This is a genomic window from Leisingera sp. ANG-M7 (assembly GCF_000813965.1).
In the GTDB taxonomy this organism is placed as follows: domain Bacteria; phylum Pseudomonadota; class Alphaproteobacteria; order Rhodobacterales; family Rhodobacteraceae; genus Leisingera.
Genome location: NZ_JWLI01000024.1, coordinates 1 through 25,023, shown reverse-complemented (window position 1 = coordinate 25,023; position 25,023 = coordinate 1). Strand labels below are relative to the sequence as shown.

The 25,023-nt window shown below is 62.1% G+C and carries 22 protein-coding genes and 2 tRNA genes; 6 read left to right on the top strand and 18 right to left on the bottom strand.

Features of this window, described 5'->3' with window-relative positions; genetic code table 11:
- Positions 1-1,614 carry an AMP-binding protein gene (locus RA26_RS20165; RefSeq protein ID WP_039186936.1) on the top strand — a complete coding sequence of 538 codons (1,614 nt, stop codon included), beginning with the start codon at positions 1-3 and terminating at the stop codon, positions 1,612-1,614.
- A 44-nt stretch (positions 1,615-1,658) separates the two neighbouring features.
- On the opposite strand, the gene RA26_RS20160 is transcribed toward RA26_RS20165, so the two are convergent.
- The 8 genes from RA26_RS20160 to RA26_RS20125 form a co-directional block, all read right to left on the bottom strand.
- Entirely contained in the window at positions 1,659-2,633 is a 975-nt protein-coding gene (locus tag RA26_RS20160) for a GDP-L-fucose synthase family protein (protein WP_039186934.1), read from the bottom strand.
- 4 nt (positions 2,634-2,637) lie between these two features.
- Positions 2,638-3,756 (bottom strand): GDP-mannose 4,6-dehydratase, encoded by a 1,119-nt coding sequence (gene gmd, locus RA26_RS20155; protein ID WP_039186931.1) that lies wholly within the window; start codon positions 3,754-3,756, stop codon positions 2,638-2,640.
- A gap of 52 nt (positions 3,757-3,808) precedes the next feature.
- Positions 3,809-5,002, bottom strand: a complete 1,194-nt coding sequence (locus RA26_RS20150) for a DegT/DnrJ/EryC1/StrS family aminotransferase (protein ID WP_039186929.1) — start codon at positions 5,000-5,002, stop codon at positions 3,809-3,811.
- Positions 4,999-5,775 (bottom strand): glycosyltransferase family 2 protein, encoded by a 777-nt coding sequence (locus tag RA26_RS20145; RefSeq protein WP_039186927.1) that lies wholly within the window; start codon positions 5,773-5,775, stop codon positions 4,999-5,001. The genes RA26_RS20150 and RA26_RS20145 overlap by 4 nt, the downstream gene beginning before the upstream one ends.
- On the bottom strand, positions 5,768-6,565 hold the full coding sequence (locus tag RA26_RS20140; RefSeq protein ID WP_039186925.1) for an NAD-dependent epimerase/dehydratase family protein: 798 nt from the start codon (positions 6,563-6,565) through the stop codon (positions 5,768-5,770). The genes RA26_RS20145 and RA26_RS20140 overlap by 8 nt, the downstream gene beginning before the upstream one ends.
- Positions 6,566-6,567: 2 nt before the next feature.
- Positions 6,568-7,500 carry a hypothetical protein gene (locus RA26_RS20135; protein WP_039186923.1) on the bottom strand — a complete coding sequence of 311 codons (933 nt, stop codon included), beginning with the start codon at positions 7,498-7,500 and terminating at the stop codon, positions 6,568-6,570.
- Between the two features lie 202 nt (positions 7,501-7,702).
- Positions 7,703-7,776, bottom strand: a tRNA-Cys gene (locus RA26_RS20130).
- Positions 7,777-7,881: 105 nt separating this feature from the next.
- Positions 7,882-8,595 (bottom strand): CbiX/SirB N-terminal domain-containing protein, encoded by a 714-nt coding sequence (locus RA26_RS20125; protein WP_039186922.1) that lies wholly within the window; start codon positions 8,593-8,595, stop codon positions 7,882-7,884.
- Between the two features lie 174 nt (positions 8,596-8,769).
- On the opposite strand from RA26_RS20125, the gene RA26_RS20120 reads away from it, so the two are divergent.
- The 4 genes from RA26_RS20120 (at position 8,770) to RA26_RS20105 (ending at position 13,988) form a co-directional block, all read left to right on the top strand.
- Positions 8,770-8,843 (top strand) — tRNA-Gly (locus tag RA26_RS20120).
- A gap of 167 nt (positions 8,844-9,010) precedes the next feature.
- Positions 9,011-10,810, top strand: a complete 1,800-nt coding sequence (locus tag RA26_RS20115; RefSeq protein WP_039186920.1) for an ABC transporter transmembrane domain-containing protein — start codon at positions 9,011-9,013, stop codon at positions 10,808-10,810.
- Between the two features lie 242 nt (positions 10,811-11,052).
- Positions 11,053-12,942, top strand: a complete 1,890-nt coding sequence (locus RA26_RS20110; RefSeq protein ID WP_039186919.1) for an acyl-CoA synthetase — start codon at positions 11,053-11,055, stop codon at positions 12,940-12,942.
- Positions 12,943-13,061: 119 nt separating this feature from the next.
- Positions 13,062-13,988 carry an alpha/beta hydrolase gene (locus tag RA26_RS20105; protein ID WP_039186917.1) on the top strand — a complete coding sequence of 309 codons (927 nt, stop codon included), beginning with the start codon at positions 13,062-13,064 and terminating at the stop codon, positions 13,986-13,988.
- 6 nt (positions 13,989-13,994) lie between these two features.
- On the opposite strand, the gene RA26_RS20100 is transcribed toward RA26_RS20105, so the two are convergent.
- The 9 genes from RA26_RS20100 to dtd form a co-directional block, all read right to left on the bottom strand.
- The gene (locus RA26_RS20100; RefSeq protein ID WP_039186915.1) at positions 13,995-14,552 is read right to left on the bottom strand and encodes a DUF4453 domain-containing protein; all 558 of its coding nucleotides are present in this window, start codon (positions 14,550-14,552) and stop codon (positions 13,995-13,997) included.
- A 65-nt stretch (positions 14,553-14,617) separates the two neighbouring features.
- Positions 14,618-15,454, bottom strand: coding sequence for an alkaline phosphatase family protein (locus RA26_RS20095; protein WP_039186913.1), 837 nt, complete (start codon positions 15,452-15,454; stop codon positions 14,618-14,620).
- Between the two features lie 144 nt (positions 15,455-15,598).
- On the bottom strand, positions 15,599-16,423 hold the full coding sequence (locus RA26_RS20090) for a DUF2182 domain-containing protein (protein WP_039186911.1): 825 nt from the start codon (positions 16,421-16,423) through the stop codon (positions 15,599-15,601).
- A 6-nt stretch (positions 16,424-16,429) separates the two neighbouring features.
- Positions 16,430-17,071 carry a DUF1326 domain-containing protein gene (locus RA26_RS20085; RefSeq protein WP_039186909.1) on the bottom strand — a complete coding sequence of 214 codons (642 nt, stop codon included), beginning with the start codon at positions 17,069-17,071 and terminating at the stop codon, positions 16,430-16,432.
- A 213-nt stretch (positions 17,072-17,284) separates the two neighbouring features.
- The gene (locus RA26_RS20080; RefSeq protein WP_039186906.1) at positions 17,285-18,922 is read right to left on the bottom strand and encodes an ABC transporter ATP-binding protein; all 1,638 of its coding nucleotides are present in this window, start codon (positions 18,920-18,922) and stop codon (positions 17,285-17,287) included.
- Positions 18,919-19,734 (bottom strand): ABC transporter permease, encoded by an 816-nt coding sequence (locus RA26_RS20075; RefSeq protein WP_019295750.1) that lies wholly within the window; start codon positions 19,732-19,734, stop codon positions 18,919-18,921. The genes RA26_RS20080 and RA26_RS20075 overlap by 4 nt, the downstream gene beginning before the upstream one ends.
- Positions 19,731-20,687 carry an ABC transporter permease gene (locus RA26_RS20070; protein ID WP_039186904.1) on the bottom strand — a complete coding sequence of 319 codons (957 nt, stop codon included), beginning with the start codon at positions 20,685-20,687 and terminating at the stop codon, positions 19,731-19,733. Before RA26_RS20070 ends, RA26_RS20075 begins: the two co-directional genes overlap by 4 nt.
- Position 20,688: 1 nt before the next feature.
- Positions 20,689-22,272 carry an ABC transporter substrate-binding protein gene (locus tag RA26_RS20065; RefSeq protein ID WP_039186903.1) on the bottom strand — a complete coding sequence of 528 codons (1,584 nt, stop codon included), beginning with the start codon at positions 22,270-22,272 and terminating at the stop codon, positions 20,689-20,691.
- Between the two features lie 427 nt (positions 22,273-22,699).
- The gene (dtd, locus tag RA26_RS20060; protein WP_039186901.1) at positions 22,700-23,146 is read right to left on the bottom strand and encodes a D-aminoacyl-tRNA deacylase; all 447 of its coding nucleotides are present in this window, start codon (positions 23,144-23,146) and stop codon (positions 22,700-22,702) included.
- A 195-nt stretch (positions 23,147-23,341) separates the two neighbouring features.
- On the opposite strand from dtd, the gene RA26_RS20055 reads away from it, so the two are divergent.
- On the top strand, positions 23,342-23,761 hold the full coding sequence (locus RA26_RS20055; RefSeq protein WP_039186955.1) for an Hsp20/alpha crystallin family protein: 420 nt from the start codon (positions 23,342-23,344) through the stop codon (positions 23,759-23,761).
- A 98-nt stretch (positions 23,762-23,859) separates the two neighbouring features.
- Here RA26_RS20055 and RA26_RS20050 read toward each other — a convergent pair whose 3' ends face one another.
- Positions 23,860-24,981, bottom strand: coding sequence for a TFIIB-type zinc finger domain-containing protein (locus tag RA26_RS20050; protein WP_052272507.1), 1,122 nt, complete (start codon positions 24,979-24,981; stop codon positions 23,860-23,862).
- Positions 24,982-25,023: the final 42 nt, after the last annotated feature.

Here is a 25,023-nt window from a genome sequence, read left to right as displayed (position 1 = left end):
ATGCTGGGACCAACCGCGCACACGGACACATTCGCCCGGGACAACCTGCCGCTGACGGCTCAGTGGCCGGAGTTCCTGCTGGAAGGGTTTCAGTACCCGGAGCACCTGAACGCCGCGGTCGAACTGACCGATGCGATGGTGGAGAAGGGCTTCGGCGACCATACCGCGCTGATCGGCAACGGCCGCTACCGCACCTATAAGGAGCTGGCAGACTGGACCAACCGGCTGGCGCATGTGCTGACAGAGGACCTGGGCGTGAAGCCCGGCAACAGGGTGCTGATCCGTTCTGCCAACAATCCGGCGATGGTGGCCTGCTGGCTGGCAGCGACCAAGGCGGGCGCGGTGGTGGTCAACACCATGCCGCTGCTGCGCAAGGGGGAGCTGGCCAAGATTGTCGACAAGGCGGAGATCTCCCATGCGCTGTGCGACACCAGGCTGAAGGATGAGCTGGTCGCCTGCGCCAAGGAATCGAAATTCCTTAAAACGGTTGTGGGTTTTGACGGCACCTCCAACCATGATGCGGAGCTGGACCGGCTGGCGCTGGAAAAACCGGTTTCCTACGAGGCGGTGAAGACGGGCCGCGATGATGTGGCGCTCTTGGGGTTTACCTCCGGCACCACCGGGTCGCCCAAGGCGACGATGCACTTCCACCGCGATTTGCTGATCATTGCCGATGGCTATGCGCGCGAAGTGCTGGATGTGCAGCCGGAGGATGTGTTTGTCGGCTCACCGCCGCTGGCCTTTACCTTCGGACTGGGCGGGCTGGCGATCTTCCCGCTGCGCTTTGGCGCTGCGGCGACGCTCTTGGAGAATGCCACGCCGCCGAATCTCATCGAGATCATTGAGAAATACAAGGCCACCGTCTGCTTCACAGCCCCGACTGCCTACCGGGTGATGCTGCGGGCGATGGAGGAGGGGGCGGATCTGTCCTCGCTGCGTGCCGCGGTCTCGGCGGGGGAGACTCTGCCCGCGCCGGTCTATCAGGAATGGATGGACAAGACCGGAAAGCCGATGCTGGACGGGATCGGTGCGACGGAGCTCTTGCATATCTTCATCACCAACCGGTTCAGCGATCACCGGCCGGCCTGCACCGGCAAGCCGGTGACCGGCTATCAGGTGAAGGTGCTGGACGGTGATGGCAACGAAGCGCCCCGCGGCGAGGCCGGGCGGCTGGCAGTCAAAGGTCCGACCGGCTGCCGATATCTGGCCGATGAGCGGCAAGGGGAATACGTGCAGGACGGCTGGAACGTCACCGGCGACAGTTTCATCCGGGACGCTGACGGATACCTGCACTTTGCGGCCCGCAACGACGACATGATCGTCTCTTCCGGCTATAATATCGCAGGCCCTGAGGTGGAGGCGGCGCTACTGGCGCATGAGGCAGTGGCCGAATGCGCGGTGATCGGGGTGCCGGATGAGGCACGCGGCGAGATCGTGCAGGCGCATGTGGTGCTGGCCGAAGGGCAAGCGCCGTCAGACGCGCTGACCAAGCTGCTGCAGGATCACGTGAAGGACACCATTGCGCCGTATAAATACCCGCGTTCTGTGGTGTTCACGCAGGCGCTGCCGAAGACCGAGACCGGCAAGATCCAGCGGTTCAAGCTGAAAGCCTGAGGTTTCGGGGGTGGCGGCGGGGCTGCTTTGCCAGCCCCGTGGTCCTATTTGCTGCGAAGTGAAGCCGGGTCCTGCTGCAGGAACCACTCGTAGGTGCCGGCGATCCCGTGTTCGAGGGGGATAGAGGCGGTCCAGCCGAGGCGCGAGAGGCGCGACACATCGGTCAGCTTCTGCATCGTGCCGTCCGGTTTGGAGCGGTCGAAGACGAGGCGGCCCTGAAAACCGGTGATGCGTGCAATCATCTCTGCAAGAGAGCGGATTTCCAATGCCTGGCCAGTGCCGACATTGATATGCGAGAGCATCGGGCTCGTTTCCCGCTGGTAGACGTCCGCGGGCAGGTCCATCACGAACAGTGAGGCCGCGGCCATGTCGTCGACATGCAGAAACTCGCGCTGCGGTGTGCCGCTGCCCCAGATCACCACCTCTTCGCAGCTGTCGCGCACCGCCTCGTGAAAGCGGCGGATCAGCGCGGGCAGCACATGCGAGTTTTCCGGGTGGAAATTGTCGCCGGGGCCGTAAAGGTTGGTCGGCATCACCGACCGGTAATCTGTGCCGTACTGGCGGTTGTAGCTTTCACACAGCTTGATGCCTGCGATTTTGGCGATCGCGTAGGGTTCATTTGTCGGCTCGAGCGGGCCGGACAGAAGCTGATCCTCCCGGATTGGCGGGGTGGCCTCCTTGGGGTAAATGCAGGAAGATCCCAGTTGCAGGAGGCTGTGCACGCCGGCCTTATAGGCGGCGTGGATCACATTGCACTGGATCATCAGGTTTTCGTAGATGAACTGCGCGGGGTAGGTGTTGTTGGCATGAATGCCGCCAACCCTTGCGGCTGCCAGAATGACCCGGTCCGGCCGCTCTGCCTGCATGAAGCGGGACACGGCCTGCTGATCGGTCAGATCCAGTTCGGCTGAGCTGCGGGTGAGCAGCTCCAGCGGTTCGCCGTTGGCCTGGCGTGCGGCGAGCCGGCGCAGGATTGCGCTGCCCACCATGCCACGGTGACCCGCCACAAAGATCTTCATGCGTTCAGTCCTCCAGAGAGACCGGCATCTCGTAGCCGTGCTCCTTGAGCAGCGCATGCCGGCGGGCGGTATGCAAGTCCTCGGCAATCATTTCCGCGCACATCTCCTGCACCGTGATCTCCGGCACCCAGCCGAGATTCTCTTTGGCCTTGCTAGGATCGCCCAGCAGTGTTTCCACCTCTGCCGGGCGGAAGTAGCGCGGGTCGATCCGCATGATCACGTCGCCGGGTTTGAGCGCCGGGGCCTGGTCGCCTTCGATGGCGGCAACGGTGGCGATTTCATCAACTCCGGTGCCGGAAAACTCCAGCATGATTCCCAGTTCGGCGGCCGCCCATTGGATGAACTGGCGCACCGTGTACTGCTGGCCGGTTGCGATGACAAAATCATCGGCGGCCTCCTGCTGCAGCATCATCCACTGCATCCGCACATAGTCGCGCGCATGGCCCCAGTCGCGCAGTGCGTGGATATTACCCATGTAAAGGCACGGCTCCAGCCCTTGCGCGATATTGGCGAGGCCGCGGGTGATCTTGCGGGTGACAAAGGTCTCACCGCGGCGGGGGCTCTCGTGGTTGAACAGGATGCCATTGCAGGCATACATGCCATAGGCCTCGCGGTAGTTCACGGTAATCCAGTAGGAATAGAGCTTGGCCACCGCATAGGGGCTGCGCGGGTAGAACGGTGTGGTCTCGCGCTGCGGGGTTTCCTGCACCAGGCCGTAGAGTTCCGAGGTGGAGGCCTGGTAGAAGCGGGTTGTTTTCTCCAGGCCGAGGAAACGGATCGCCTCCAGGAGGCGCAGGGTGCCGATCCCGTCCACATCCGCGGTATATTCCGGCGCTTCAAAGGACACTGCGACATGCGACTGCGCGCCGAGGTTATAGACCTCGTCCGGTTCAACCTCGCGCATGATGCGGGTTAGGTTGGAGGTGTCGGTCAGATCGCCGTAGTGCAGCTTGAACCGGGCATGATCGGTATGCGGGTCCTGGTAGATGTGGTCGATCCGCTGCGTGTTGAATGACGAGGCGCGGCGCTTGATTCCGTGCACTTCATAGCCTTTTTCCAGCAGCAGTTCCGCCAGATAGGAACCGTCTTGTCCGGTGACGCCTGTGATCAGAGCTTTTTTCATAGCGTGTTCTCCGCCGTGTTCTGTGAGGGGGCCAATAGGGGGCTCGCGTTTGTCAGGCTGAGGCCGACTGCATGTCCTTGGGCCGGGCCACCGACGCAAAGACAGATGCAACCCGGCTGGCGTCAGCGCGGCTCAGATTGTGGTGGTTGGGCAGGTAAATGCCGTATTCATGCACCAGATCCGCGTTGGGCAGGATCTGTTCGCCGTATTCCCGCACCCAGAAGGGATGGCGGGCGATATTGCCGCAGATCAGCGGCCGGCATTCGATCTGATGCGCCTTCAGAGTCTCGAAAACCTCCATCCGGTTCTCGACCAGCGTGCCGTAGGCAAAGGACGACAGAAGCCCGGTATCGCTTGTCTGCTTGTAAAAGCCGGTCAGTGCCTCGGCGTAGCAGTCGAAATTCTGCGCCCGGACGGTGCAGATGCCGTCCAGTTTCTTCAGCTGCATCCGCCCGATGAAGGCCTGCAGGTCAGTGGAGCGCAGATTGAAGCCCGCATGGTAGAAGGTGTAGAAATTGCGGAATTCGTCGATCTTGTGCTGGCTTTTCAGGCGCTCGCGGCGCTGCGGATCCAGGTCCCGGCTCCAGCCATGGGAACGCAGCGACAGCATCACTTGATGCAGCTCCGGGTCGTCGGTAACGACCATGCCGCCTTCGATGGTGGAAATGTGGTGGCCGTAATAGAAGGAGAAACTGCCTGCCGCACCGTGGCAGCCCAGTTTGCGGTCGCCGTAGGTCGACCCCAGCGCCTCGCAGCTGTCTTCGAGCAGCAGGATGCCGTATCGGTCGCAGATCTCCTGGATTTCCTTCATGTGGTTTGCGTGGCCCAGCACATGCACCAGAATGAGCATAGACGGCGCCTCGGTCCGGCAGAGCTCCTCCAGATGGTTGAGGTCGAGGCCCAGGTTGTCCGGGTCGCAATCGCAAAGCCGCACGTCAAAGCCGAGCTGCATCAGCGGTGATACCGTGGTGACCCAGCTCACGGCCGGGGCGATCACCTTGTTATTGCGCAACCGGCCAGCTTCCTTGGCGGCATAGATCATCAGCAGGTTGGCCGAAGACCCGGAATTGACGAACACCGCGTGATTGCAGCCCATCCAGTCCGCGAATTTGCGTTCGAATTCTACTGTCAGCTTGTCCTTGGTCAGCCGGTTTCCGGCCAGCATCCAGTCCGCGGTGGCCTCCAGCTCAGCCTGCGAGATGGTGTCTTCGGCCAGGGTCACCGGTTTGGGGGAATGCATGTTCATGCGCGCGCCTCCCGCACGGCCTGCATGGCCTTCAGTTCTACGTAATAGTGGCGCACCTCGTTATAGGCGGCGGCGATGTTTGCCTTCTTCTGCTGGTCCTTGAAGGCATCGATCGTGATGCTGCCGTCATGGGCGCGGAAGCTGGCCAGCGGCTCCTTGACGAAACCGACCTTGGGGTAGCGCAGCATGGACAGCAGCGACGCGAAGATGTCGGGGCCAACACCGTGGTATTCATGGCCCTGCAGCGGCAGGCGGCCCTGATAGAGCGCGTCGATCAGGATCTGGCGGCGAAAAACCGCTGCACCGGGAGAGATCAGAGAGCCCACGATCTTCTCTTCCGCCAAGCGGTTTTCAAAGATGCCTGTATCGGGCAGCCAGTCGAGGAACTGGGTCATCATTTGGTTGCCGGTTGCATCATCGACCACTTCCGCGCCGGTGAAGGCGAAACCCACATCGCCTTTCAGCAGGCCTGCGCATTTCTCGATGAAGGTCGGATGAATCCAGTCGTCGTCATACTGAAGATGCACATAGTCGCCCGTGGCGTACAGCACTCCTTCCAGCCAGCAGAAATGCGGGCCGAAGTCGCGCTCGCGGCGCACATAGGTGATCCTGTCGCCATAGCCTGCCGCCACCTCCGGCGTGTTGTCGGTGGAGCCGTGATCCACCACGATCACCTCGCAGGGGTGGGTTTGCGCCAGCGCACTGTCGATGGCCTTTGGCAGCATCTCCGCCCGGTTGAAGGTCGGGATAACGATGGAAATCTGTTCAGGCATTACATTCTCCAAGAATTTCGCGGAGGCGCGAGACATCGGCCACCAGATTGTTGCTTTGCCCCAGGGGAGTGATCTTGAGCGGGAACGGTGCCAGCGACTGGGCAAACCCGGCAACCGTCACAGGCTTGCCGGAGGCCACGTTCACCACGCCCTCCGCATCTGACAGTGCCAGCCGCACCAGGTAGCGGGCAGCGTCGCGTGCGGTCAGGAAATCGCGCAGGCCCTCCGCGCCATAGAGTTCAAAGGCGGCCTCAGGGTCGGCCTCTGCAAACCGTTTTTCCAGCGAGGGCCGCAGGTAGCTTCCGGTCTGTTCCGGGTCATGGATCGAAAACAGGCGGCCGATGCAGAGGGACCGGCCCGCGGCCGCGCAGATTTCCAGCGCGGCCTGTTCAGCCATCAGCTTGCTCTGCCCGTAGACGGTGACGGGCGTGGTTTCCGCTGTTTCCGCGATCGGGGCGTCCTGACTGGCGTAGACATGGCTGGATGAGCACAAGAGCATCCGGGCAGGAGAGCCCGCCAGGGCCGACAAGAGGTTCATTGTGCCGCCCGCATTGACCGCGTATGCCCTGGCCGGGTCTGCATTGACCTGCGCAACCGGCACCATTGCGGCAAGATGAATGACCAGGTCCAGCGGACCGGCGGCGGCCACAGCGGCGGCGGTTTCGGGGAGGTTCGTCAGGTCCGCAGTGTTGCGGATTACCTTGGCGCCGGGGGCAAGCTCCGCCAGCGCCCTGAGCGCATGGCGCCCGACAATCCCGCCGCTTCCCGTGATATAAATCTTCGCAGCCATTGTTATTCTGCAGCAACCTGTTGCGCGGGCAGGCCGAAAATCTTGCGGTAGCGGGCTTCAAACTCGGCGCTTGCCTTCTCAATCTTGTTGAGCGGATGCTTCTTGGCTGGGGCCTGGAGCTTGCCATGCCATGAGAAATCGCCGGTCAGCACGGCGTCGGCAAAGGACCGGGTGCTCAACCCGTGCGATTTCAGCAGTTCATTGTCCTTGTGCGGCCGGAACTCGGCCTGCGCGTTCGGATCTGAATAATAGCGCCCGATGATCCTGGGCAGCCGGGTCAGTTTGAGCTGCTTGTCTTTCAGGACTTTCCAGAAGATGGCATCGCCGATCGAAAGGACTGGTTCACCGTTGCTGAAGTAAGTGGGATACCATTTGCCCACCATCTCCAGGTCCCACATGGTTCCGGCGCCATAGGTGCCGCGCTCGCCGGACCCGCTGCCCAGCCGCAATCCTTCACAGGGGCGGGGCGGCCAGTCTGCCACGAATTGCGTATCCGTGTAGCCGGCTACCGGGAAATCCCGGGCAAGGTGCTCCCGGTCGAAGGAAATCAGCCAGTCCCCCCCGATCAGGGCGGACTTGGTCACCATCGCGGTTTCCGCAAGTTCCTGAGCGGCGCCTGTGGCCAGCCGGTCGTCCATGTTGAGGTTCATGACGTACCGGGTGCGGGCCAGTGCAGCCCCTGCGGCCCAGGCTTCGTAGATAGTCAGCGGTTCCGAAAAGGAGTGCCAGGGCGCCTCAAGCCAGTCCGGGGCCTGATCGCCGTTGTCGAAGATGTAGCAGGGTTCAACCGGGATGGATTGTGCTTTCAGGTTCTCCCAATGGGAACGCAGCAATTCCAGCTTGTCTTCCTGTTTGTGCCAGACAGCGCAGAATACGGTCACCAGCGGGCGGGTCTCCTGACCGGAGTCCGGCTGGTTGTGCGATTCAAAGTACATTCGGCGGATTCTCCAGAACCGGGGTGTCGAGGCTTCTCCTCTTTGACTCCCCGGATATCCGGCAAAAAATAATTTTAGGTTAAGTGGAGAAAGACGCGGCGGTAGAGGGCGCCGCCGACGCGAGCGGCGTGGGCCATGCCTCGTTTGCGGCCGGACTGTCCGCAATTCGCGTCATAAAACAGTAGGATATCCAAGAGAAATGTGGAGGCGAGTACCGGAATCGAACCGGTGTACACGGATTTGCAATCCGCTGCGTCACCACTCCGCCAACTCGCCATCCGTGGTGTAAGGCGTGATTAATCACATGCCCGGGGTTGGCGCAAGAGGCCAAATGCCGTTGCTTGAGCCAAAAATTGCTTTTCTTTCCGGAAGGCTGGAATTTCACTCAGCCGCGTTCCGGTCAAGGCTTGCAAGACGGATGGCTGCGGCGATCAGGGCTGGAGCTCCGGACAGGGTGCCTGTCACCGGCAGCACAATGCCGCCGAAGCCTGCGGTCTCCAGGGCTTCGGGGAGATCCTCCTTAACGTGGTCGCCTGCCTGGGCGAAGAACGGCAGGCAGATGGTCTGTGAGGGCAGGGTAGCGGCAGCAGACGCGAGGCGCGGCTCCTGCTCAATGTAGCCCAGTGACACGGTGCAGCCCGGCAGCAGCGGGCCGAGCCGGGCGGCGAAATCCTCTGCGGCTTCTGCGGCGCGGGGACCGCGGGCTGAGCCGTGGGCGGCCAGCAGCAGGTTCACCTCGTTGAGCAGCCAGCCTCTTTTCGATGCCGCCTGCTGCACGGAATGTGCAGCAAGATCCGGCAGGCCGCTGTCCAGCCCGAACGGCGTGGCCAACCGGTAAGCCCGGTCCTGCAGGCGCCCCGGCAGCACCTTGCTGGTGAAATACCCGCGCGACATGAAAAACGGATAGACCACTGCGCTGTCCTCCATCACCTGCTCCAGCCGGCCGGGGGCTGCGAGGGTGGCAGAGCGGACATCCCAGCCCGGAAGATGCGCGGCAACGGCCTTGGCAGTGGCTGCCAGATCCGCCTCTGCCGGACCGGGGGCAGAGGGCTGGCCGTGGGCAGTGAGTACGGCGGTGTGCAGGGTTAGGATCACGGCGGTCTTCCGGTATTGTGCGCGGGCGGCGGGGCGGTTGGATTGTGCTTGTATTTGGGGGGCTTGGCGGGGCTTTCGCAAGGGGCACGATGAAATTTCCGCCACCGCAAAGGCAAACGAAAACAAGGTGGTTGACCTTCCCCGGCGCTTCACCTAAATCAGCAAATGTCCTGAGCGGGTATGGTGAAATGGTATCATAAGAGCCTTCCAAGCTTAAGGTGCGGGTTCGATTCCCGCTACCCGCTCCAGACCTTTCCAGCCCGCCGTATTGATACCCCGTGACGCAGAGCGCATCTGTAATCAGGCGCGTTTTGAAGCTGCTCAGCGCTTGACGCGCCGGGCCTGCGGGGCCATGAACCTTTGGCAATTACGCGGGATTTGAAACCCGCGGGACCAAAGTGCAGAAGGATCCGGAATGGCGCGGAATAATGCGGCCCCGAATGCGGAGCAAGAGCGGGAGAAATCCCGGAAGATCGGCGTGCTGTCGGCCCTGTGGCCGTTCATGCGCCCCTACCGCCTGCTGATGCTGGCCGCGACCTGTGCGCTGGTGCTGACGGCGGCGCTGTCGCTGACGCTGCCCTTGGCGGTGCGCCGGGTGGTGGACAATTTCCGGGTCTCTGATTCCGAGCTCCTGAACCTCTATTTCAGCGGTGCGCTGGTGATCGCGGCGCTGCTGGCGGTGGGCACTGGCGTCCGTTATGCGCTGGTGACGCGGCTGGGCGAACGGGTGGTGGCCGATATCCGTAAGGCGGTGTTCGACCGGGTGATCGGCATGAGCCCGGAATTTTATGAGCGCATCATGACCGGTGAGGTGCTGAGCCGGATCACCACCGACACCACGCTGATTCAGTCGGTGCTGGGCTCATCGGTTTCGATTGCGCTGCGCAATCTGCTGATTTTCCTGGGCGGTATGGTGCTGATGCTGCTGACTTCGGCGAAGCTGACGATGATGGTGCTGCTGATCGTGCCGGCGGTGATTGTGCCGATCCTGGTGCTGGGCCGCCGCCTGCGCGCGATCAGCAAGGAAAACCAGGACTGGATCGCAGCCTCCTCCGGCAACGCGGGAGAGGCGCTGGGGGCGGTGCAGACAGTGCAGGCCTTTACTCATGAAAGTGCCAGCCGAAAGAAGTTTTCCGAGCTGACCGAAACCTCCTATGATGTGTCCCACCGCCGTATCCAGACCCGCGCCTATCTGACTGTGATCGTGATCTTCCTGGTGTTCTCCGGCATCGTGGGCGTTCTGTGGATGGGCGCCAACGACGTGCGTGCGGGTGTTATGTCCGAAGGCACGCTGATCCAGTTCGTGATCTATGCGGTGCTGGTCGCAGGCTCCGTGGCGGCGTTGTCGGAGATCTGGAGCGAGCTGCAGCGCGCGGCCGGGGCAACCGAACGGCTGGTGGAGCTTTTGAACGCCGAAGACATGGTGCTGGACCCAGTTGCGGCGCAGGTGCTGCCGGTACCGGTCAAGGGTGAGATCGCGTTCGACAATGTCACTTTCCGCTACCCCTCGCGTCCCGATGTTTCGGCGCTGGATGAGGTGTCGCTGACGGTGAAACCGGGTGAGACGGTGGCGTTTGTCGGTCCCTCTGGTGCTGGCAAGACAACCATCATCCAGATGCTGCAGCGGTTCTATGACCCCAAACAAGGCGCGGTAAAGCTGGACGGCGTGGCGCTGACGCAATTGCAGCGGGATGAGTTCCGCCGTCATATTGCGCTGGTGCCGCAGGATCCGGTGATCTTTGCCGCCTCGGCGCGCGAGAACATCCGGTTCGGCCGGCCGGAGGCCTCCGATGCCGAGGTTGAGGCTGCTGCCGCAGCGGCTGCGGCGCATGACTTCATTTCGAAGCTGCCGGACGGCTACGACAGCTTTGTTGGCGAGCGCGGCGTGATGCTGTCGGGCGGCCAGAAACAGCGGATCGCCATTGCCCGCGCCATTCTGCGTGATGCTCCGGTGCTGCTGCTGGACGAGGCGACCTCGGCGCTGGATGCGGAAAGCGAACGCCTGGTGCAGGCCGCGGTGGATGAGCTGAGCCAGGGCCGCACCACGCTGATCGTGGCGCACCGGCTGGCAACGGTGAAAAAGGCCGACCGCATCGTGGTGATGGACCAGGGCCGGATTGTCGCCACCGGCACCCATGACGAACTGGTGGGGCAGGGCGGGCTATATGCGCGCCTTGCCAAGCTGCAGTTCACCGAAGGGCTGGCGGCGGAATAATCGCTGCATAGTAAACAGAGTAAGCGCCCCGGAGCCGATCCGGGGCGTTTTTTGTTGAAAACCGCCCAATGCAGGGAAATGGCGCGACGTCACCGCCCAAGCTGCCTTGGCGTGACCCTGCCGCGGCGCTTGCGCAATCGGGCGATTGCAATAATCTGGGCAAAAAACAGAGACACCCTCCGTGCACCGCCTGTACACCCCCTGTACACCGGATGTGCAGCGGAGGAACGGGGAGGAGAATTATGGGTTTTTCCGGAATCGCGGACCGCGATGCGCTGCAGAATGAAATGCCGTATGAGGCGCGGGATCTGCCGGCCACGTTGTACGGGCTGCTGTCGCGCACCGCGGACAAGTTTCCAAACAGCAAGGCGGTCAGCTATCAGATATTCTCTGGCGCCAATGACAAGGCGGAGACGCTGACCTGGAGCACGCTGAAGGATCAGGTGAGCCAGGCGGCAAACATGTTCCGCGCGCTGGGGATCGGCGAAAAGGACGTGGTGGCCTATGTGCTGCCCAACTGTAACGAGACGCTGGTCACCATGCTGGGCGGTGCGGTGGCTGGGATTGTGAACCCGATCAACCCGCTGTTGGAGCCGGAGCAGATCGCCTCCATCCTGCGGGAGACCAAGGCCAAAGTTGTTGTCACCCTGCGGCCCTTCCCGAAAACGGATGTGGCGCAGAAGGTGGCTGAGGCGGTGCGCCACGCGCCGGGCGTGAACACGGTTTTGGAAGTGGACCTGAACCGCTATCTGACGCCGCCGAAGTCCTGGATCGTGCCGCTGATCCGTCCCAAGATGGACGGCCGGCCCAGCCATGCGGACTACCTGAACTTCTCCAAGGAGATGGCGAAACAGCCCAAGACGCTGAATTTTGCCGACAGTGCGGGTGACCGGGTGGCGTGCTATTTCCACACCGGCGGCACTACCGGCATGCCCAAGGTGGCGCAGCACAAGTATTCGGGGCTGGTCTACAACGGCTGGCTGGGCAGCACGCTACTGTTCACCGAAGAAGACAACATCATGTGCCCGCTGCCGCTGTTCCATGTCTTTGCGGTGCATGTGATCATGATGGCGGCGATTGCCTCTGGCGCACATGTGGTGTTCCCGACGCCGCAGGGCTACCGTGGCGAGGGCGTTTTTGACAATTTCTGGAAGCTGATCGAGCGCTGGAAGATCACCTTTATCATCACCGTGCCCACCGCCGTGTCGGCGCTGATGCAGCGGCCGGTGGATGCGGATATATCTTCCGTGAAAACCGCGTTCTCCGGCTCTGCCCCGATGCCGATGGAGCTGTTCAAGCGGTTTGAGAGCGCCTGCGGTGTGGCCATTGTCGAGGGTTACGGCCTGACGGAGGCCACCTGCCTGGTCTCCTGCAACCCGCCGGTCGGCGAGAAGAAGGTGGGGTCGGTGGGCATCCCGTTCCCCTATACGGACGTGCGCATTGTCAAGCAGACCAACGACGGGGCGCTGGAATGCGGGCGCGACGAGGTGGGGGAGATCTGCGTGTCGAACCCGGGTGTCTATGCCGGGAATACCTATACCGAGGCCGACAAGAACGTGGACCTCTATTACCAGGAGAAATACCTGCGCACCGGCGATCTGGGCCGGATCGACGAGGACGGCTACCTGTGGATTACGGGCCGCGCCAAGGACCTGATCATCCGCGGCGGCCATAACATCGATCCGGCGGAGATCGAAGAGGCGCTGCTGGGGCATGATGCGGTGGCCTTTGCCGGGGCGATCGGCCAGCCGGACGCCCATTCAGGTGAGCTTCCCTGCGCCTTTGTGGAACTGGTCGATGGCGCCAGCGTCAGCGAGGCGGAGCTGCTGGAGTACTGCAAGGTGCATGTGCATGAGCGGGCGGCGATCCCCAAGCATCTGACGGTGCTGGACGAGCTGCCGAAAACCGCGGTGGGCAAGGTATTCAAGCCGGATCTGCGCAAGATGGCAATCACCCGCGTCTACAACGGCGCGCTGGAGCAGGCCGGCGTGGCGGCGCGTGTTGTCAGCGTGACCGACGACAAGAAGCGCGGTCTGGTGGCCCAGGTTGCTGCCAACGGCAGTTCCGAGGCGGACATTGATGGCGTGCTCAACAATTTCACCCGTCCGTGGGAGACTGCCGCGGCTGCGTGACCCCGCCGGACAGTGTGGGATAAGGAGCGCCCTTCGGGGCGCTTTTTCTTTCAGGCATTCCATTTGCGGAAAACTGTGCCTAGGCTCTCTGGAGCAGCGGCGTGCAGGGAGGCTCGCAGATGGACTACGAACGGCTGATCGACGAGGAGACCTGGGACTTCATCCAGAAGACCGGGGAGCTTTATCCCGATGACGCCGTTGACATGAGCATCGAGGAGCAGCGCCGCATCTACAATTCGATGGCCCTGGAGTTCCGGGTGCCGCGCCCGGATGTCGTTGCTGTTGAGGAGCTGTCAGCCAACGGTGTGCCGGTGCGGGTCTATACGGCGGGCGATCCGACAAGGACGGTTCTGTTCTGCCATGGCGGCGGCTTTGTCGTCGGGGGCCTGGACAGCCACGATGATGTCTGCGCCGAGATCTGTGCCCAGACCGGCTACCGGGTGGTTGCAGTGGATTACCGGCTGGCGCCGGAGCACAAGCATCCGGCGGCTTTTGAGGATGCCTGGGTGGTGCTGGGCTGGGTCGAGGCTGGATACGGCAAAGGCGTTGTCCTGATGGGCGACAGTGCAGGTGCCAACATTTGTGCCGCGGTGGCGCATCATGCGCGCGGCCGCTGCGAGACGATTCTGGGTCAGGTGCTGATCTATGGCGCGTTCGGCGGTGATGTGAAGCAGGGCTCTTATTTGGAGCACGCGCAGGCGCCGATGCTGACGCGGGAGGACGTGCTGTATTACATGGATATCCGTACCGAAGGGGCGCCGCCGAAGGATGATCCGCTGTTTGCGCCGCTGTCTGACAGCGATTTCTCGGACCTGCCACCGACGGTGCTGGTGACGGCGGATTGCGATCCGGTACGCGATGACTCGCGGGACTACCGTGACCGTATCGTGGCGGCTGGCGGCAACGCGCATTGGATCAACGAGCCAGGGCTGATTCACGGCTATCTGCGGGCCCGCCACAGCGTGGGCCGGGCGCGCGATAGTTTTGAGCGGATTTCGGTCGCGGTTGAGGCGCTGGGCCAGGGGATCTGGCCCTATGACGAATAGCGCCGATTATCCGGCATAATCCTGGCATTGCTCCTGAAACTGGGATGTGTCCAGCCAGCCGCCGCTGGTGACCTGCCAATCGGGGCCGGAAGTGGTCACATAGGTCCAGCTGCCCACCGGGATATGCGAGTAGTTGACGTAATCGCCGGGGTCTATCTGCCCGACCAGCGGCGCATCCGGCCTGTGGCCTGCCCGCAGCCCCATGACCGGCCCCAGCCAGCCCAAGCAGGCGCTTTCAAATTCATCGCGCACCGGCAGATCCCAAAGCTGGTAGCGCAGGAACAGGTCATCCAAGTCCAGATGGGTTTGCTTGTTGTTGACCCGGCAGCCGAAGCGGGCCTCCATCTGCTTCACGTCAGCAACCAGGCGTTCCGACTGAGGCGGCAGGGAGACAGACTTGCCAGTGCAATCCCCGTTGTTGAACACGGCCTGCCCCAAAGGGGAGCCGAAGCAGTAACCAGCCCGGTCGATCACCGCGTTGCGGGTGAACCACAGGTCGTGGCAAGCATCGCTGGCCAGCGCCGGGGCGGCCAGCAGGAAAAACACGGCGGCAAGGGATTTCATGGCAAAGTCCTGACATCTGAAAACGGCGGCTGAATGCCATTCTAGCACACAGCCGCCACTTCTGATTATTTCAGGAACGGCTCTGCCTTCATGGTGTCCGCAATAGGCGCGCCCAGCCGCTTGAGGATGGTGGGCGCCAGCTGGCGCTGGTCGATCACGTCGCCATGATCCGGCCCGTCGGCCTCACCGAAGTAATAGAGCGCGGTTTCCTGCTGCAGCGGGCTGCGGCCGCCATGGTGGCCGCGCTCATCCTGCCCGTGATCGGCGGTGACGATCACCTCATAGCCCAGATCGCGCCAGCGGGTGATGAAGGGGGCCAGCATCTCGTCCATCACGAAACAGGCGTGGTCCATTTCCTGGCAGTCGTGGAAATAGCGGTGGCCCATGCTGTCCAAGGTGCAGGCGTGCAGCATGCCGTAGTCCAGCCCGAAGCGCAGGCAGAGGTTGGTCAGGGTGGCAAACAGATCGACATCCGAAGGGGTCATCTGGTTGTCCTTGCCGTAGCCGGTCATGGTGTGGAAACGGCCGTGGTTGATGGTTTTGCTCTCCGGCTCGTCGTATTCAATGTCGCGCACATAGTCGAAGGGGTGGCGGTTGAAGAACGAGGACCAGTAGCTGTGCGCCACGGCACCGGTGACGCCGCCGGCTTCGCGGACCTGGCTGAATACGTCTTTTTCCTTCAGGCGGAAGACGTTGGCATTGCCGGTGCAGCCATGAACGGCAGGGGCCACGCCGGTGTGGATCGAGGCATAGCAGCTGGCCGAAATTGACGGCAGCACCGCCCGCAGCTTCCAGACGCGTGCGTCGCCGCTGTCGACCCAGCCTTCGAGGTTGCCGAACAGGCGGCGGAAATTGCGCCAGGGCACGCCGTCCAGAATGATGAGCAGGAGTTTGTTGTCCATTCGCCGAATCCCTTTGCCTTGCGATGGCTTCGGGAGGGTATCATTGCGCCCATTTCTTGAATTGCCATTCAAAAAACGGCGGATCGGCCGCAAACTGGCATTTTCGCAGAGGCGTTGCAGAATTGCCGGTCAGCGCCGGCAGGTTCAGGGCGCGGTAACGAGTACATAGCTGCCTGCAAGAAGCAGCAGCACCCCGGCACCTGCGGTGAAGAATCTTGGGTAGGGGAAGGTCTTTTCGGCCAGCACAAAGAGTGCCAGCCCGGCAATCCAATAGAGGTTCATAATACCGCCGGCAAACAGCAGCAGCATCAGCGCCCAGCAGCAGCCAATGCAAAAGGTGCCGTGGTGGGCGCCCATCAGTACAGCACCAGCCAAGCCTGTGCGGTTGTGCGCGGTCAGAAATTGAACCGGCAAACGGCAATGGGAGAGGCAGGCGTGCTTGTAGGGGGTAAACTGATAGGCGCCCGCCGCCAGCAGCAATGCACCGCCAAGGGTGCGGCTGCTGAGCGACATCATGGGGCCGTCGGAGAGGCCCAGTGTTTCCAGCCACCACTGCAAGGCGGTGGCAATACAAGAGAAGAAGGCCCAGGCCAGCAGGTAGCCGCTGAGGAACAGCAGGCTGAGCAGCGGGGCGCTGCCGGCATGGGAACCGGATTTCTTGATCGCGGTAAACAGCAGCAGCACCGGGGCCGCGCTGGGTGTCATCATGGCGATCATCATCACCCACCACATGAGAAAGATCAGCACAGCATAGCCCGCGGTCCAGACCGGTCCGCCGCCCATCGCCATCGGCTCACCGATGGGGCGGGCCATCCGGGTCATCTCAACCGCCGACATATTCATGCCCACGCCAAAGACGGTATATAGACCGCTGAGCAGCACAACGAAGGCCACGGCCCCCAGCACCACCAACTGGTCGTTGCGGGCCAGGCGTTCGGCTGCTCCGGGTATCTGCTGCAAGCGGGCCATTGCGGATCAGGCCGCGCGCTCAACACCCTTGCCGGTCAGGTGCAGCTCGGCGACATGGGCGTGGGTTCCGCTGTTCTTGTCCAGGCTGATGGCGGATCCAGGCGTCCGGGTCGTGCCCTGGCAGACTGATGCTTCGGAATACTCAAAGCCATTGGGCAGCTTGATCTGGACCGAATGCGGCGCCCCTGAAACGATGTGTGCAATCGGTTCGACCTTGGTTTCCCCGATACTGCCAGCCTTGCCATGGCCAATGCCGGTTTCCGCATCAAAACTCAGCGATACCGGGGCGCTGAGGGTTTCGTGCCTGGTTGTGCACATGGCATTGAAGACGAAGAACATGGTTGCAAATTCTTCGGTGTCCTGGCCGGTCATGATCGCCTCAAGCGCGGACTTCTGCTCTGCCGTAGCAACTTCGTCGATGATGATCTGCATCTCACCGTTGCCCTCGTGAATAGGGCCTGGCCATTTGTAGATTGCCGCGGCGCGCAGCCCGTCCAGTTTGGTATCCCCGTAGTGCCCGGTATCAATGCGGAAGGTCAGCATGGCTTCGCAGGTGCCGTCATTGGGCAGCTGCGAAAATTGGCAGGGACACCCGGGGACGCAGTTGCAATTGGCGATTTCGAATCCGTGAATTGCCCAGTCTTTCATGAAGGTTCCTCCCCATTTCCTGCAGTCACAACAATACTGCCCGGTAATTCGGGTTGGCTTGCCTCACCTTAGCCACGCTCAGAGTTTTTATGTTATTTGCAGCGCGTTTCGCTGCGGTCTCCCTGTTTCATTAAACTATCACAAAAGCGTGATGTTTGAAAAAGAAAAAGCCCCCGCTGGCAGTCAGCAGGGGCTTTGCATCCATTCGTGGATTTAATTGCCGGCGCTTTCCATCTTGCGGTGTGCGATCACTTCTTCCAGCCAACCCAGTTTCATCTCGGGAACAGAACTGAGCAGCAGATCGGTGTAATCATCAAACGGCGGGCTCAGCACCTTGGACTTGCCGCCGTAGCGCTGCACCTTGCCCTGGTACATTACCGCGATGTTGTCGGAGATGGCACGCACGGTCGCCAGATCGTGGGTGATGAAGAGATAGGCAACATCTTCGATCTTCTGGAGATCCAGCAGCAGCTTCAGGATGCCGTCCGCCACCAGCGGATCGAGCGCCGAGGTGACCTCGTCGCAGATGATCATCTTGGGCTTGGCCGCCAGCGAGCGGGCGATGCAGACGCGCTGCTTCTGGCCGCCAGACAGCTCCGCCGGGTAGCGGTCCATGAACTTCTCGCCCAGCTCGATCTCGTCCAGCAGTTCGATGATCCGCTTCTTCTTCTCGGCGCCGCGCATGCCGAAGTAGAACTCCAGCGGGCGGCCGATGATGGTGCCGACAGTCTGGCGCGGGTTCATTGCCACGTCTGCCATCTGGTAGATCATCTGAAGCTCGCGCAGATCCTCGCGGGTTCGGCCCTTGAGATCGGGCGAGAGGGTGCGGCCGGCAAATTCGATCTCACCCTCGCGCGGCGGCAGAAGGCCGGTGATCACGCGGGCAAGGGTGGATTTGCCGGATCCGGATTCGCCCACCACAGCCAGTGTCTGACCGGGATACAGATCGACGTTCACGTTGTGCAGCACGTCGAACTGGGTGCCCTTGTAGCGCGCGGTGATGTTGCGCACGCTCAGCACCGGCTCCTCGGTGGGGGCCTTCTCCTCATGCTCGATGGAGCGCACTGAGACGAGCGCCTTGGTGTACTCCTCCTGCGGGTTGTTGATGATCTGGTCAACATTGCCGTATTCGACGGTGTTGCCCATCCGCAGAACCATGATGTCGTCGCTCACCTGTGCCACAACCGCCAGGTCGTGGGTGATGTAGAGCGCGGCAACGCCGGTGTCGCGGATCGCTTCCTTGATCGCCATCAACACGTCGATCTGGGTGGTCACGTCGAGCGCGGTTGTCGGCTCGTCGAACACCACCAGATCCGGCTCCGGGCACAGCGCCAGCGCGGTCATGCAGCGCTGCAGCTGGCCGCCAGACACCTGGTGCGGGTAGCGTTCGCCGATGTTGTCCGGATCCGGCAGGCCCAGTTTGGCAAACAGAACCCGGGCACGGGCCTCGGCGTCCTTGCGGGAGAACTTTTTCTGTTCCACCGCGGCCTCAACCACTTGGTCCATGATCTTCTTGGCCGGGTTGAAGGAGGCCGCCGCTGATTGCGACACATAGGTCACTTCGGCACCGCGCAGTTTGCGGATGTCCTTGTGGCCGCCCTTCAGGATGTCGCGGCCGTTGACCCAGACCTCGCCGCCGGTGATCTTCACGCCGCCGCGGCCATAGGCCATGGAGGCGAGGCCAATGGTCGATTTGCCGGCACCGGATTCACCGATCAGCCCCAGGACCTTGCCCGGCGCGAGGTCAAAGCTGACCCCGTGCACGATCTCGATGTCGCGGGGGCGTTCGCCCGGCGGGTAGATGGTCGCGCCGATTTTCAGGTCGCGGACTTTCAACAGGGTATCGCTCATCCGCGGCCTCCTTTCAGCGATGTGGTCCGGTTCAGTACCCAGTCAGCCACCAGGTTGACCGAGATCGCGAGGGTGGCGATGGCAAAGGCCGGTATCAGGGCTGCAGGAATGCCGTAGACGATGCCTTCCTTGTTTTCCTTCACGATGCCGCCCCAGTCAGCCTCTGGCGGCTGCACGCCCAGGCCCAGGAAGGACAGGGTGGAGACAAACAGGACCGCAAAGATGAAACGCAGGCCCATCTCAGCGATCAGCGGGGACAGCGCGTTGGGCAGGATCTCGCGGAAGATGATCCAGGCGGTTTTTTCGCCGCGCAGGCGGGCTGCCTCGACGTAGTCCATCACCTCGATATCGACCGCAACGGCACGGGCCAGGCGGTAGACGCGGGTGGCGTCCAGAAGGCCCATCACCAGGATCAGCATCGGAATGGTGACCGGCGCAACCGACAGCACCACCAGCGCAAAGATCAGGGTCGGGATCGACATCACCAGATCGACGAAGCGCGACAGGGCCTGGTCGATCCAGCCGCCCATCACTGCGGCAAAGAAGCCAAGGACAGAGCCCAGGGTGAAGGACAGAACCGTCGCGGCGGTGGCGATGAAGATGGTGGTGCGGCCGCCATAGATCATCCGGCTGAGAAGGTCCCGGCCGATGTTGTCGGTGCCCAGCAGGTAGTCTGCGCTGGAGGGCTCCCACACATCGCCGACCACTTCGCCGACGCCATAGGGGGCCAGCAGCGGCGCAAAGATGGCACCAAGGAAGTAGAGGGCAGTGAAGAACAGCCCGATGAGTGCGGAAATGGGGATATTCTTCATTTCGGATGCCTCAGGCGCGGGTTGCTCAGGATGGCGACGATATCGGCAATCATGTTGAGACCGATATAAACGGCGGCAAAGATCAGGCCGCAGGCCTGCACAACAGGCACGTCACGCTTGGACACGTGGTCAACCAGATACTGGCCCATGCCGGGGTAGACAAAGACCACCTCGATCACCACGACGCCAACCACCAGATAGGCGAGGTTCAGCATCACCACGTTCACGATCGGCGCGATCGCGTTGGGGAAAGCATGGCGGTAGATCACCTGAAAGGCGTTGAGGCCCTTGAGTTCTGCGGTTTCGATATAGGCTGACTGCATCACGTTCAGGATTGCCGCGCGGGTCATTCGCATCATGTGTGCCAGAACAACCAGCGTCAGAACGGCAATCGGCAGCGCGATGGCGTTCAGCTTGTCAAAAAGGCCCATGGAGTCGTTGACCATGGCCACGGAGGGGAACCAGCGCAGCTTCACCGCGATGAAGTACATCAGAACGTAACCGATCAGGAACTCGGGGATCGAGATCGAGGCCAGGGTGACTGCAGAGATCATCTTGTCGGGCCAGCGGTCCTTGAAACGGACGGCCAGCAGGCCCAGGAAGATCGCCAGCGGAACCGCAACCACGGCAGCCCAGAAGGCGAGGAACAGGGTATTCCAGAAACGGCTGCTGAGAGCCTGGGCAATGTCCTGGCCGCTGGTCAGCGCGGTGCCAAGGTCGCCCTGCATGGCGCCGAAGAGCCAAGCAAAATAGCGTTGTACGGGAGGATCGTTCACACCCAGCTCAGCCCGCAGGTTGGCCAGTGCCTCCGGTGTTGCCGACTGACCCAGGATCGATTGCGCGACGTCGCCGGGCAGAACGATGGTGCCGGCGAAGATCACCACTGAGATGAGCAGCAAAAGAAGGAGGCTCAGCGCAATGCGCTGAGCCAGGAGTTTTACGATCGGAGACATATTAGGCTTTGACCCACAGCTTGCTGGCCGCATAGCCGTTCATCAGAACCTGGCCCGGGATGCCCTCGACAAAGCCGTCGACCTTGTCGGTGGTCGCTTCGACGAAGTCGTTGAACATTGGGCAGATCAGGCCGCCTTCGTCACGCAGGATGGTCGACATGTCGGCATACATCTGCGTCCGCTTGGCCACGTCAAGTTCGCCGCGCGCTGCCACCAGCATCTGGTCGAACTGCTCGTTGTTGAAACGGGTGTCGTTCCAGTCCGCGGTGGACAGGTAGGCGGTGGTGAACATCTGGTCCTGGGTCGGACGGCCGCCCCAGTAGCTGGTGCAGAACGGCTTGGCGTTCCAGACTTCCGACCAGTAGCCGTCGTTCGGCTCGCGCTTGACGTCCAGCTGTATGCCGGCGCTGGACAGCGATTGCTGGAACAGGGCGGAGGCATCCGGTGCGCCCGGGAAGGAGTTGTCCGAGGTGCGCAGCAGGATGGAACCATCGTGGCCGGATTTCTTCAGGTGGTGCATCGCCTTGTCCGGGTCGAACTGGCGCTGTTCCAGCTCAGTGTACATCGGATAGGAGGCGTTGATCGGGGTGTCGTTGCCGACGGTGCCGTAGCCGTTCAGGATCTTGTCGACCATTTCCTGGCGGTTGATGCCGTACTTCAGCGCCATGCGCACGTCGTTGTTGTCGAACGGTGCGGTGTTGCAGTGCATGATGAACACATAGTGGCCGGCCGCGGAGGTCGAGTGCACGGTGATGTTCGGCGCACGGTCGACCAGTTTCGCGGTGCGCGGGGGCACCCGGTCGATCACGTCCACCTGGCCGGACTGCAGCGCCGCGACGCGGGCGGTGTCGTCATTGATGACGATGATTTCCACGGTATCCGCATTGCCCAGGTCGCCCCAGTAGTTCGGGTTCTTCTCGGCCACGAAGCGCACGCCCATGTCGGAGGACTTCATGATGTAAGGGCCAGTGCCGATGGCGGCTGCCGGATCGTCGTTGCCGCCGTTCGGCTGGATGATCAGGTGGTAGTCGGCCAGCAGGTAGGGCAGGTCGGCGTTCGGGCTGTCCAGTTCGAAGACAACGCTGTCGCCGTCTGCGCGCACGTCCTTGATGCCGCGCATGATGCCCAGGGCGCCGGACTTGGTGTCTTCGCCGCTGTGGCGTTCCATGGTTTTGACCACGTCGTCGGCAGTGACGTTCTGGCCGTTCGAGTAGGTCACGCCGGAGCGCAGCTTGAAGGTCCAGGTCTTGGCGTCGGCAGAGGCCTCATAGCTTTCGGCGAGCTTGCCTTCGATGCCGCCGTCGTCAGCCAGCTCAACCAGGGTTTCACCCCACAGGCGGGTGACCATCAGGCCAACGGTGTTGGTGACCAATGCCGGGTCCAGGCTGTCGGTGGTGGAGCCGCCCTGCAGGCCGAGACGGATGGTGCCGCCTTTCTGCGGGCCGGCCGCCTTGGCGGCGGTGGACAGCAGCAGGTTTGCGGACACAGCGGTAAAGCCCAGTGCGGCGGCCTTGCCCAGGAAGTCACGGCGCGACAGTTTGCCTGCCGCGGCCTGGCTGGCCAGATACTGCATATGACGGTTCATTGAGTTCTCCCGATTGGTTGCGGTGCTGATGGCACCTGTTTTTTGATTGGCGATTTAAGATTTGCGTATTTACCGCTAACTCGCAAGCGTTATTAGCTCTACGCTGGGGAAGGCCTTTGTGCGGGACAGTGCTGGCAGATCTGCAAGTGTCGCCTTTTTTGACCAAGATGCCGTTTTTACGATTTCGGAGCCTTGTGACACAAAAAAACTGCGGGAATGCGACAGGAAATATTCCTGCGGGGATTTTGCGGTTTTTTTGTGAATCTGACCGGCGCGCCCGGCTGGCTGGACCGCCGAGGGACAGAATCGATGCTTTCGGGTCGGAAAACGCCTCTTTCGCTGCCTGAGGGTCTCACACGCTGTCAAAGGCGGGTGCCGGCGCGCAGGCCGTTTGCGGCATGCTTGCGCACCGGTGGGCTGCCCGGTGTCAGGCCTGTTCGGTGTCCATCCAGATGGTCACCGGGCCCTCATTCAGCAGCCTGACTTTCATATCGGCCCCGAACTTTCCTTTTGCAGTTTTCAAACCCAGCGCTGCCAGCTGTTCTGCAAAATATTCATAGAGCCGCTCGCCCTCGGCAGGGGCTGCAGCGGCGGAAAAACCGGGCCGGTTGCCGCGCTTTGTGTCGGCCGCCAGGGTGAACTGGCTGACCACCAGCACGCTGCCGCCGGTATCCAGAACCGAGCGGTTCATCTTGCCTGCCTCGTCCTTGAAGATCCGCATCTTGGAGATCTTGGCGGCCAGATGGTCCGCCTGCGCCTCGCTGTCTCCGGCCATCGCACAAACCAGGACCAGCAGCCCGGGGCCGGTTTCGCCGATGACTTCGCCATCGACCGTGACAGAGGCCTCGCTGACCCGTTGAATAAGTGCGCGCATGTTTGCTCCTGCCTTTGATTTGTTCTGACCAGCAGGCCATTGCCCGATTGTCCGCAACAGCTCTAGCGCCTTTGCCCGGCACAGGCGAGGCCAGGGGAAGAAAACCTCAAGCGAAGGCCCAGCTCTTGCGCCTGATCAAGGCAGTGCAGCGGGGAAGGCGGTACCATGGGGCGCAACAAGAAAGGAGGCTGGACGATGGTTGAAAAAACCGAACATGGCGGTTTCTGGCCGTCGCTTTATGATCCCTTCCGCAGCTTTGGTGCGCGGCTTTCCGACTGGCTCACTCCGGCGACAGAGGCGTCTTCGGGCAAGGAGGCCTATGACATTGCGATGGAGCTTCCGGGAGTTTCGCTGGAGGATGTGGAGCTGACCGTGGACAACGGCGTTCTGACGATCCGCGGCGAGAAGAAGACCCAGTCCGAGAAGACGGGCGACACCTGGTATTTCAGCGAGCGCCAGTATGGCGCGTTCCGGCGGTCCTTCCGTCTGCCGGAGGACGCGGACGGGCAGGGGGCCTCAGCCAGGATGGAGGACGGCGTGCTGCATATTGCGGTTCCGAAGAAGGCGTTGGAACAGCCGGAAACCGCCCGCAGGATCGAAATCAGCAAAGGCTGACAGGGAGGCCGGCCGCGGGTTCCGGCTTAGAATCCGGGGAAAGGAACCGGCCGGTTCAGGAAGGGGGCGGCTGCGCCCCCTTCCGCTTTTTGGGGTGGCTATTGCTGGCTGGCCACAAGGGCGATCCCGGCACCGATCAGCAGTGCCAGCAGGATGGCAAATGCGATCTTCCAAACCGAATAGGGCCGCTCACCCTGCACCCGGCCGGACTGGCCGTTGACCACAAAACGGTAGGTCTTGCCGCGGTACTTGTAGGCGGCGAGCCAGACCGGCAGCAGGATGTGCTTGAAGGTCACATCTGACACTTTGGTGTCGATATGGGCAATCCGCTGGCGGTCGCCGCCGATGTCAAACCGGACATCACGCTCGATCGCCCGGTCCATTTTCTGCCCGGCCTCGGCAAAACCCGCTTCCAGATCCACAGTGTAGGCTTCGGCCCGGAAGCCTGCCAGATACTGCGGCTGGTAGGGTTCCAGCTGCGCCAGGTCCCAGGGTTCCAGACCCTCAGTGTATTTTTTGGGCAGGCTTTTTGAGGCCAGCACCAGCACATCATCGAAAAACCGCTGCACCCGGCCCGAAGCGGGCGTCCAGCGTACCTTGGCGACCTGCCGGGTGCGGGTCTTGCCTTTGTGCTGGAAGGTTTCGGTCACATAGTAAACGGTGCCGCGCTGGCCGGTGTAGCTGCTGCGGGTCTGGGCGTCATAGGTCCAGTAAGGCACATAGATACCCTGCATCCGCCGTCCCTTGCGGGCATATTCCCTGAGGCCGTTCGGGGCAAACCACAGGCCGCCGAGCCAGTCCGTCATCGCCTTGTGCGCGGCGCGTTCCTCCACCGCAAAGGGCAGCACACCCTTGGGCTTAATATGCCGGTTTTCGCCGGTGCCGGTCACCACCGGCGTGGCACAGAACGGGCATTCCCTGGCGTGGGTGTCGGGGTCGAATTCCACCTGCGCGGCACAGTTGGGACAGGTGGAGACCCTGGTCACCTCGATCTCCGCTTCGGGCAATTGCTCGGCCACAGCCGCACGGAAGTCCAGCTCCTGCAGGGCGGAGCCTTTCCAGGGGCCGCTGCGGATGTTTTCTGTGTGGCCGCAATGGCCGCAGGTCAGCGTGCCCTTGGCCGGGTCATAGGTGTAATCCGCGCCGCATTGCTCGCACGGGAAGCGGTGGGTTTCATCGTCGGGGGCAGGCACGGTTTCAGCGGGCGGTGGCGGGGGCATCGTCACGGGGAGGCAACCTGTCGGGCAGTGTCAGTCAGGGAA

Excerpts from the sequence above, each read along its gene's own strand:
- RA26_RS20165 (WP_039186936.1), top strand. The coding sequence starts at position 1 with ATGCTGGGACCAACCGCGCACACGGACACATTCGCCCGGGACAACCTG.
- RA26_RS20160 (WP_039186934.1), bottom strand. The coding sequence starts at position 2,633 with ATGAAGATCTTTGTGGCGGGTCACCGTGGCATGGTGGGCAGCGCAATC.
- gmd (WP_039186931.1), bottom strand. The coding sequence starts at position 3,756 with ATGAAAAAAGCTCTGATCACAGGCGTCACCGGACAAGACGGTTCCTAT.
- RA26_RS20150 (WP_039186929.1), bottom strand. The coding sequence starts at position 5,002 with ATGAACATGCATTCCCCCAAACCGGTGACCCTGGCCGAAGACACCATC.
- RA26_RS20145 (WP_039186927.1), bottom strand. The coding sequence starts at position 5,775 with ATGCCTGAACAGATTTCCATCGTTATCCCGACCTTCAACCGGGCGGAG.
- RA26_RS20140 (WP_039186925.1), bottom strand. The coding sequence starts at position 6,565 with ATGGCTGCGAAGATTTATATCACGGGAAGCGGCGGGATTGTCGGGCGC.
- RA26_RS20135 (WP_039186923.1), bottom strand. The coding sequence starts at position 7,500 with ATGTACTTTGAATCGCACAACCAGCCGGACTCCGGTCAGGAGACCCGC.
- RA26_RS20115 (WP_039186920.1), top strand. The coding sequence starts at position 9,011 with ATGGCGCGGAATAATGCGGCCCCGAATGCGGAGCAAGAGCGGGAGAAA.
- RA26_RS20110 (WP_039186919.1), top strand. The coding sequence starts at position 11,053 with ATGGGTTTTTCCGGAATCGCGGACCGCGATGCGCTGCAGAATGAAATG.
- RA26_RS20105 (WP_039186917.1), top strand. The coding sequence starts at position 13,062 with ATGGACTACGAACGGCTGATCGACGAGGAGACCTGGGACTTCATCCAG.
- RA26_RS20100 (WP_039186915.1), bottom strand. The coding sequence starts at position 14,552 with ATGAAATCCCTTGCCGCCGTGTTTTTCCTGCTGGCCGCCCCGGCGCTG.
- RA26_RS20095 (WP_039186913.1), bottom strand. The coding sequence starts at position 15,454 with ATGGACAACAAACTCCTGCTCATCATTCTGGACGGCGTGCCCTGGCGC.
- RA26_RS20090 (WP_039186911.1), bottom strand. The coding sequence starts at position 16,423 with ATGGCCCGCTTGCAGCAGATACCCGGAGCAGCCGAACGCCTGGCCCGC.
- RA26_RS20085 (WP_039186909.1), bottom strand. The coding sequence starts at position 17,071 with ATGAAAGACTGGGCAATTCACGGATTCGAAATCGCCAATTGCAACTGC.
- RA26_RS20080 (WP_039186906.1), bottom strand. The coding sequence starts at position 18,922 with ATGAGCGATACCCTGTTGAAAGTCCGCGACCTGAAAATCGGCGCGACC.
- RA26_RS20075 (WP_019295750.1), bottom strand. The coding sequence starts at position 19,734 with ATGAAGAATATCCCCATTTCCGCACTCATCGGGCTGTTCTTCACTGCC.
- RA26_RS20070 (WP_039186904.1), bottom strand. The coding sequence starts at position 20,687 with ATGTCTCCGATCGTAAAACTCCTGGCTCAGCGCATTGCGCTGAGCCTC.
- RA26_RS20065 (WP_039186903.1), bottom strand. The coding sequence starts at position 22,272 with ATGAACCGTCATATGCAGTATCTGGCCAGCCAGGCCGCGGCAGGCAAA.
- dtd (WP_039186901.1), bottom strand. The coding sequence starts at position 23,146 with ATGCGCGCACTTATTCAACGGGTCAGCGAGGCCTCTGTCACGGTCGAT.
- RA26_RS20055 (WP_039186955.1), top strand. The coding sequence starts at position 23,342 with ATGGTTGAAAAAACCGAACATGGCGGTTTCTGGCCGTCGCTTTATGAT.
- RA26_RS20050 (WP_052272507.1), bottom strand. The coding sequence starts at position 24,981 with ATGCCCCCGCCACCGCCCGCTGAAACCGTGCCTGCCCCCGACGATGAA.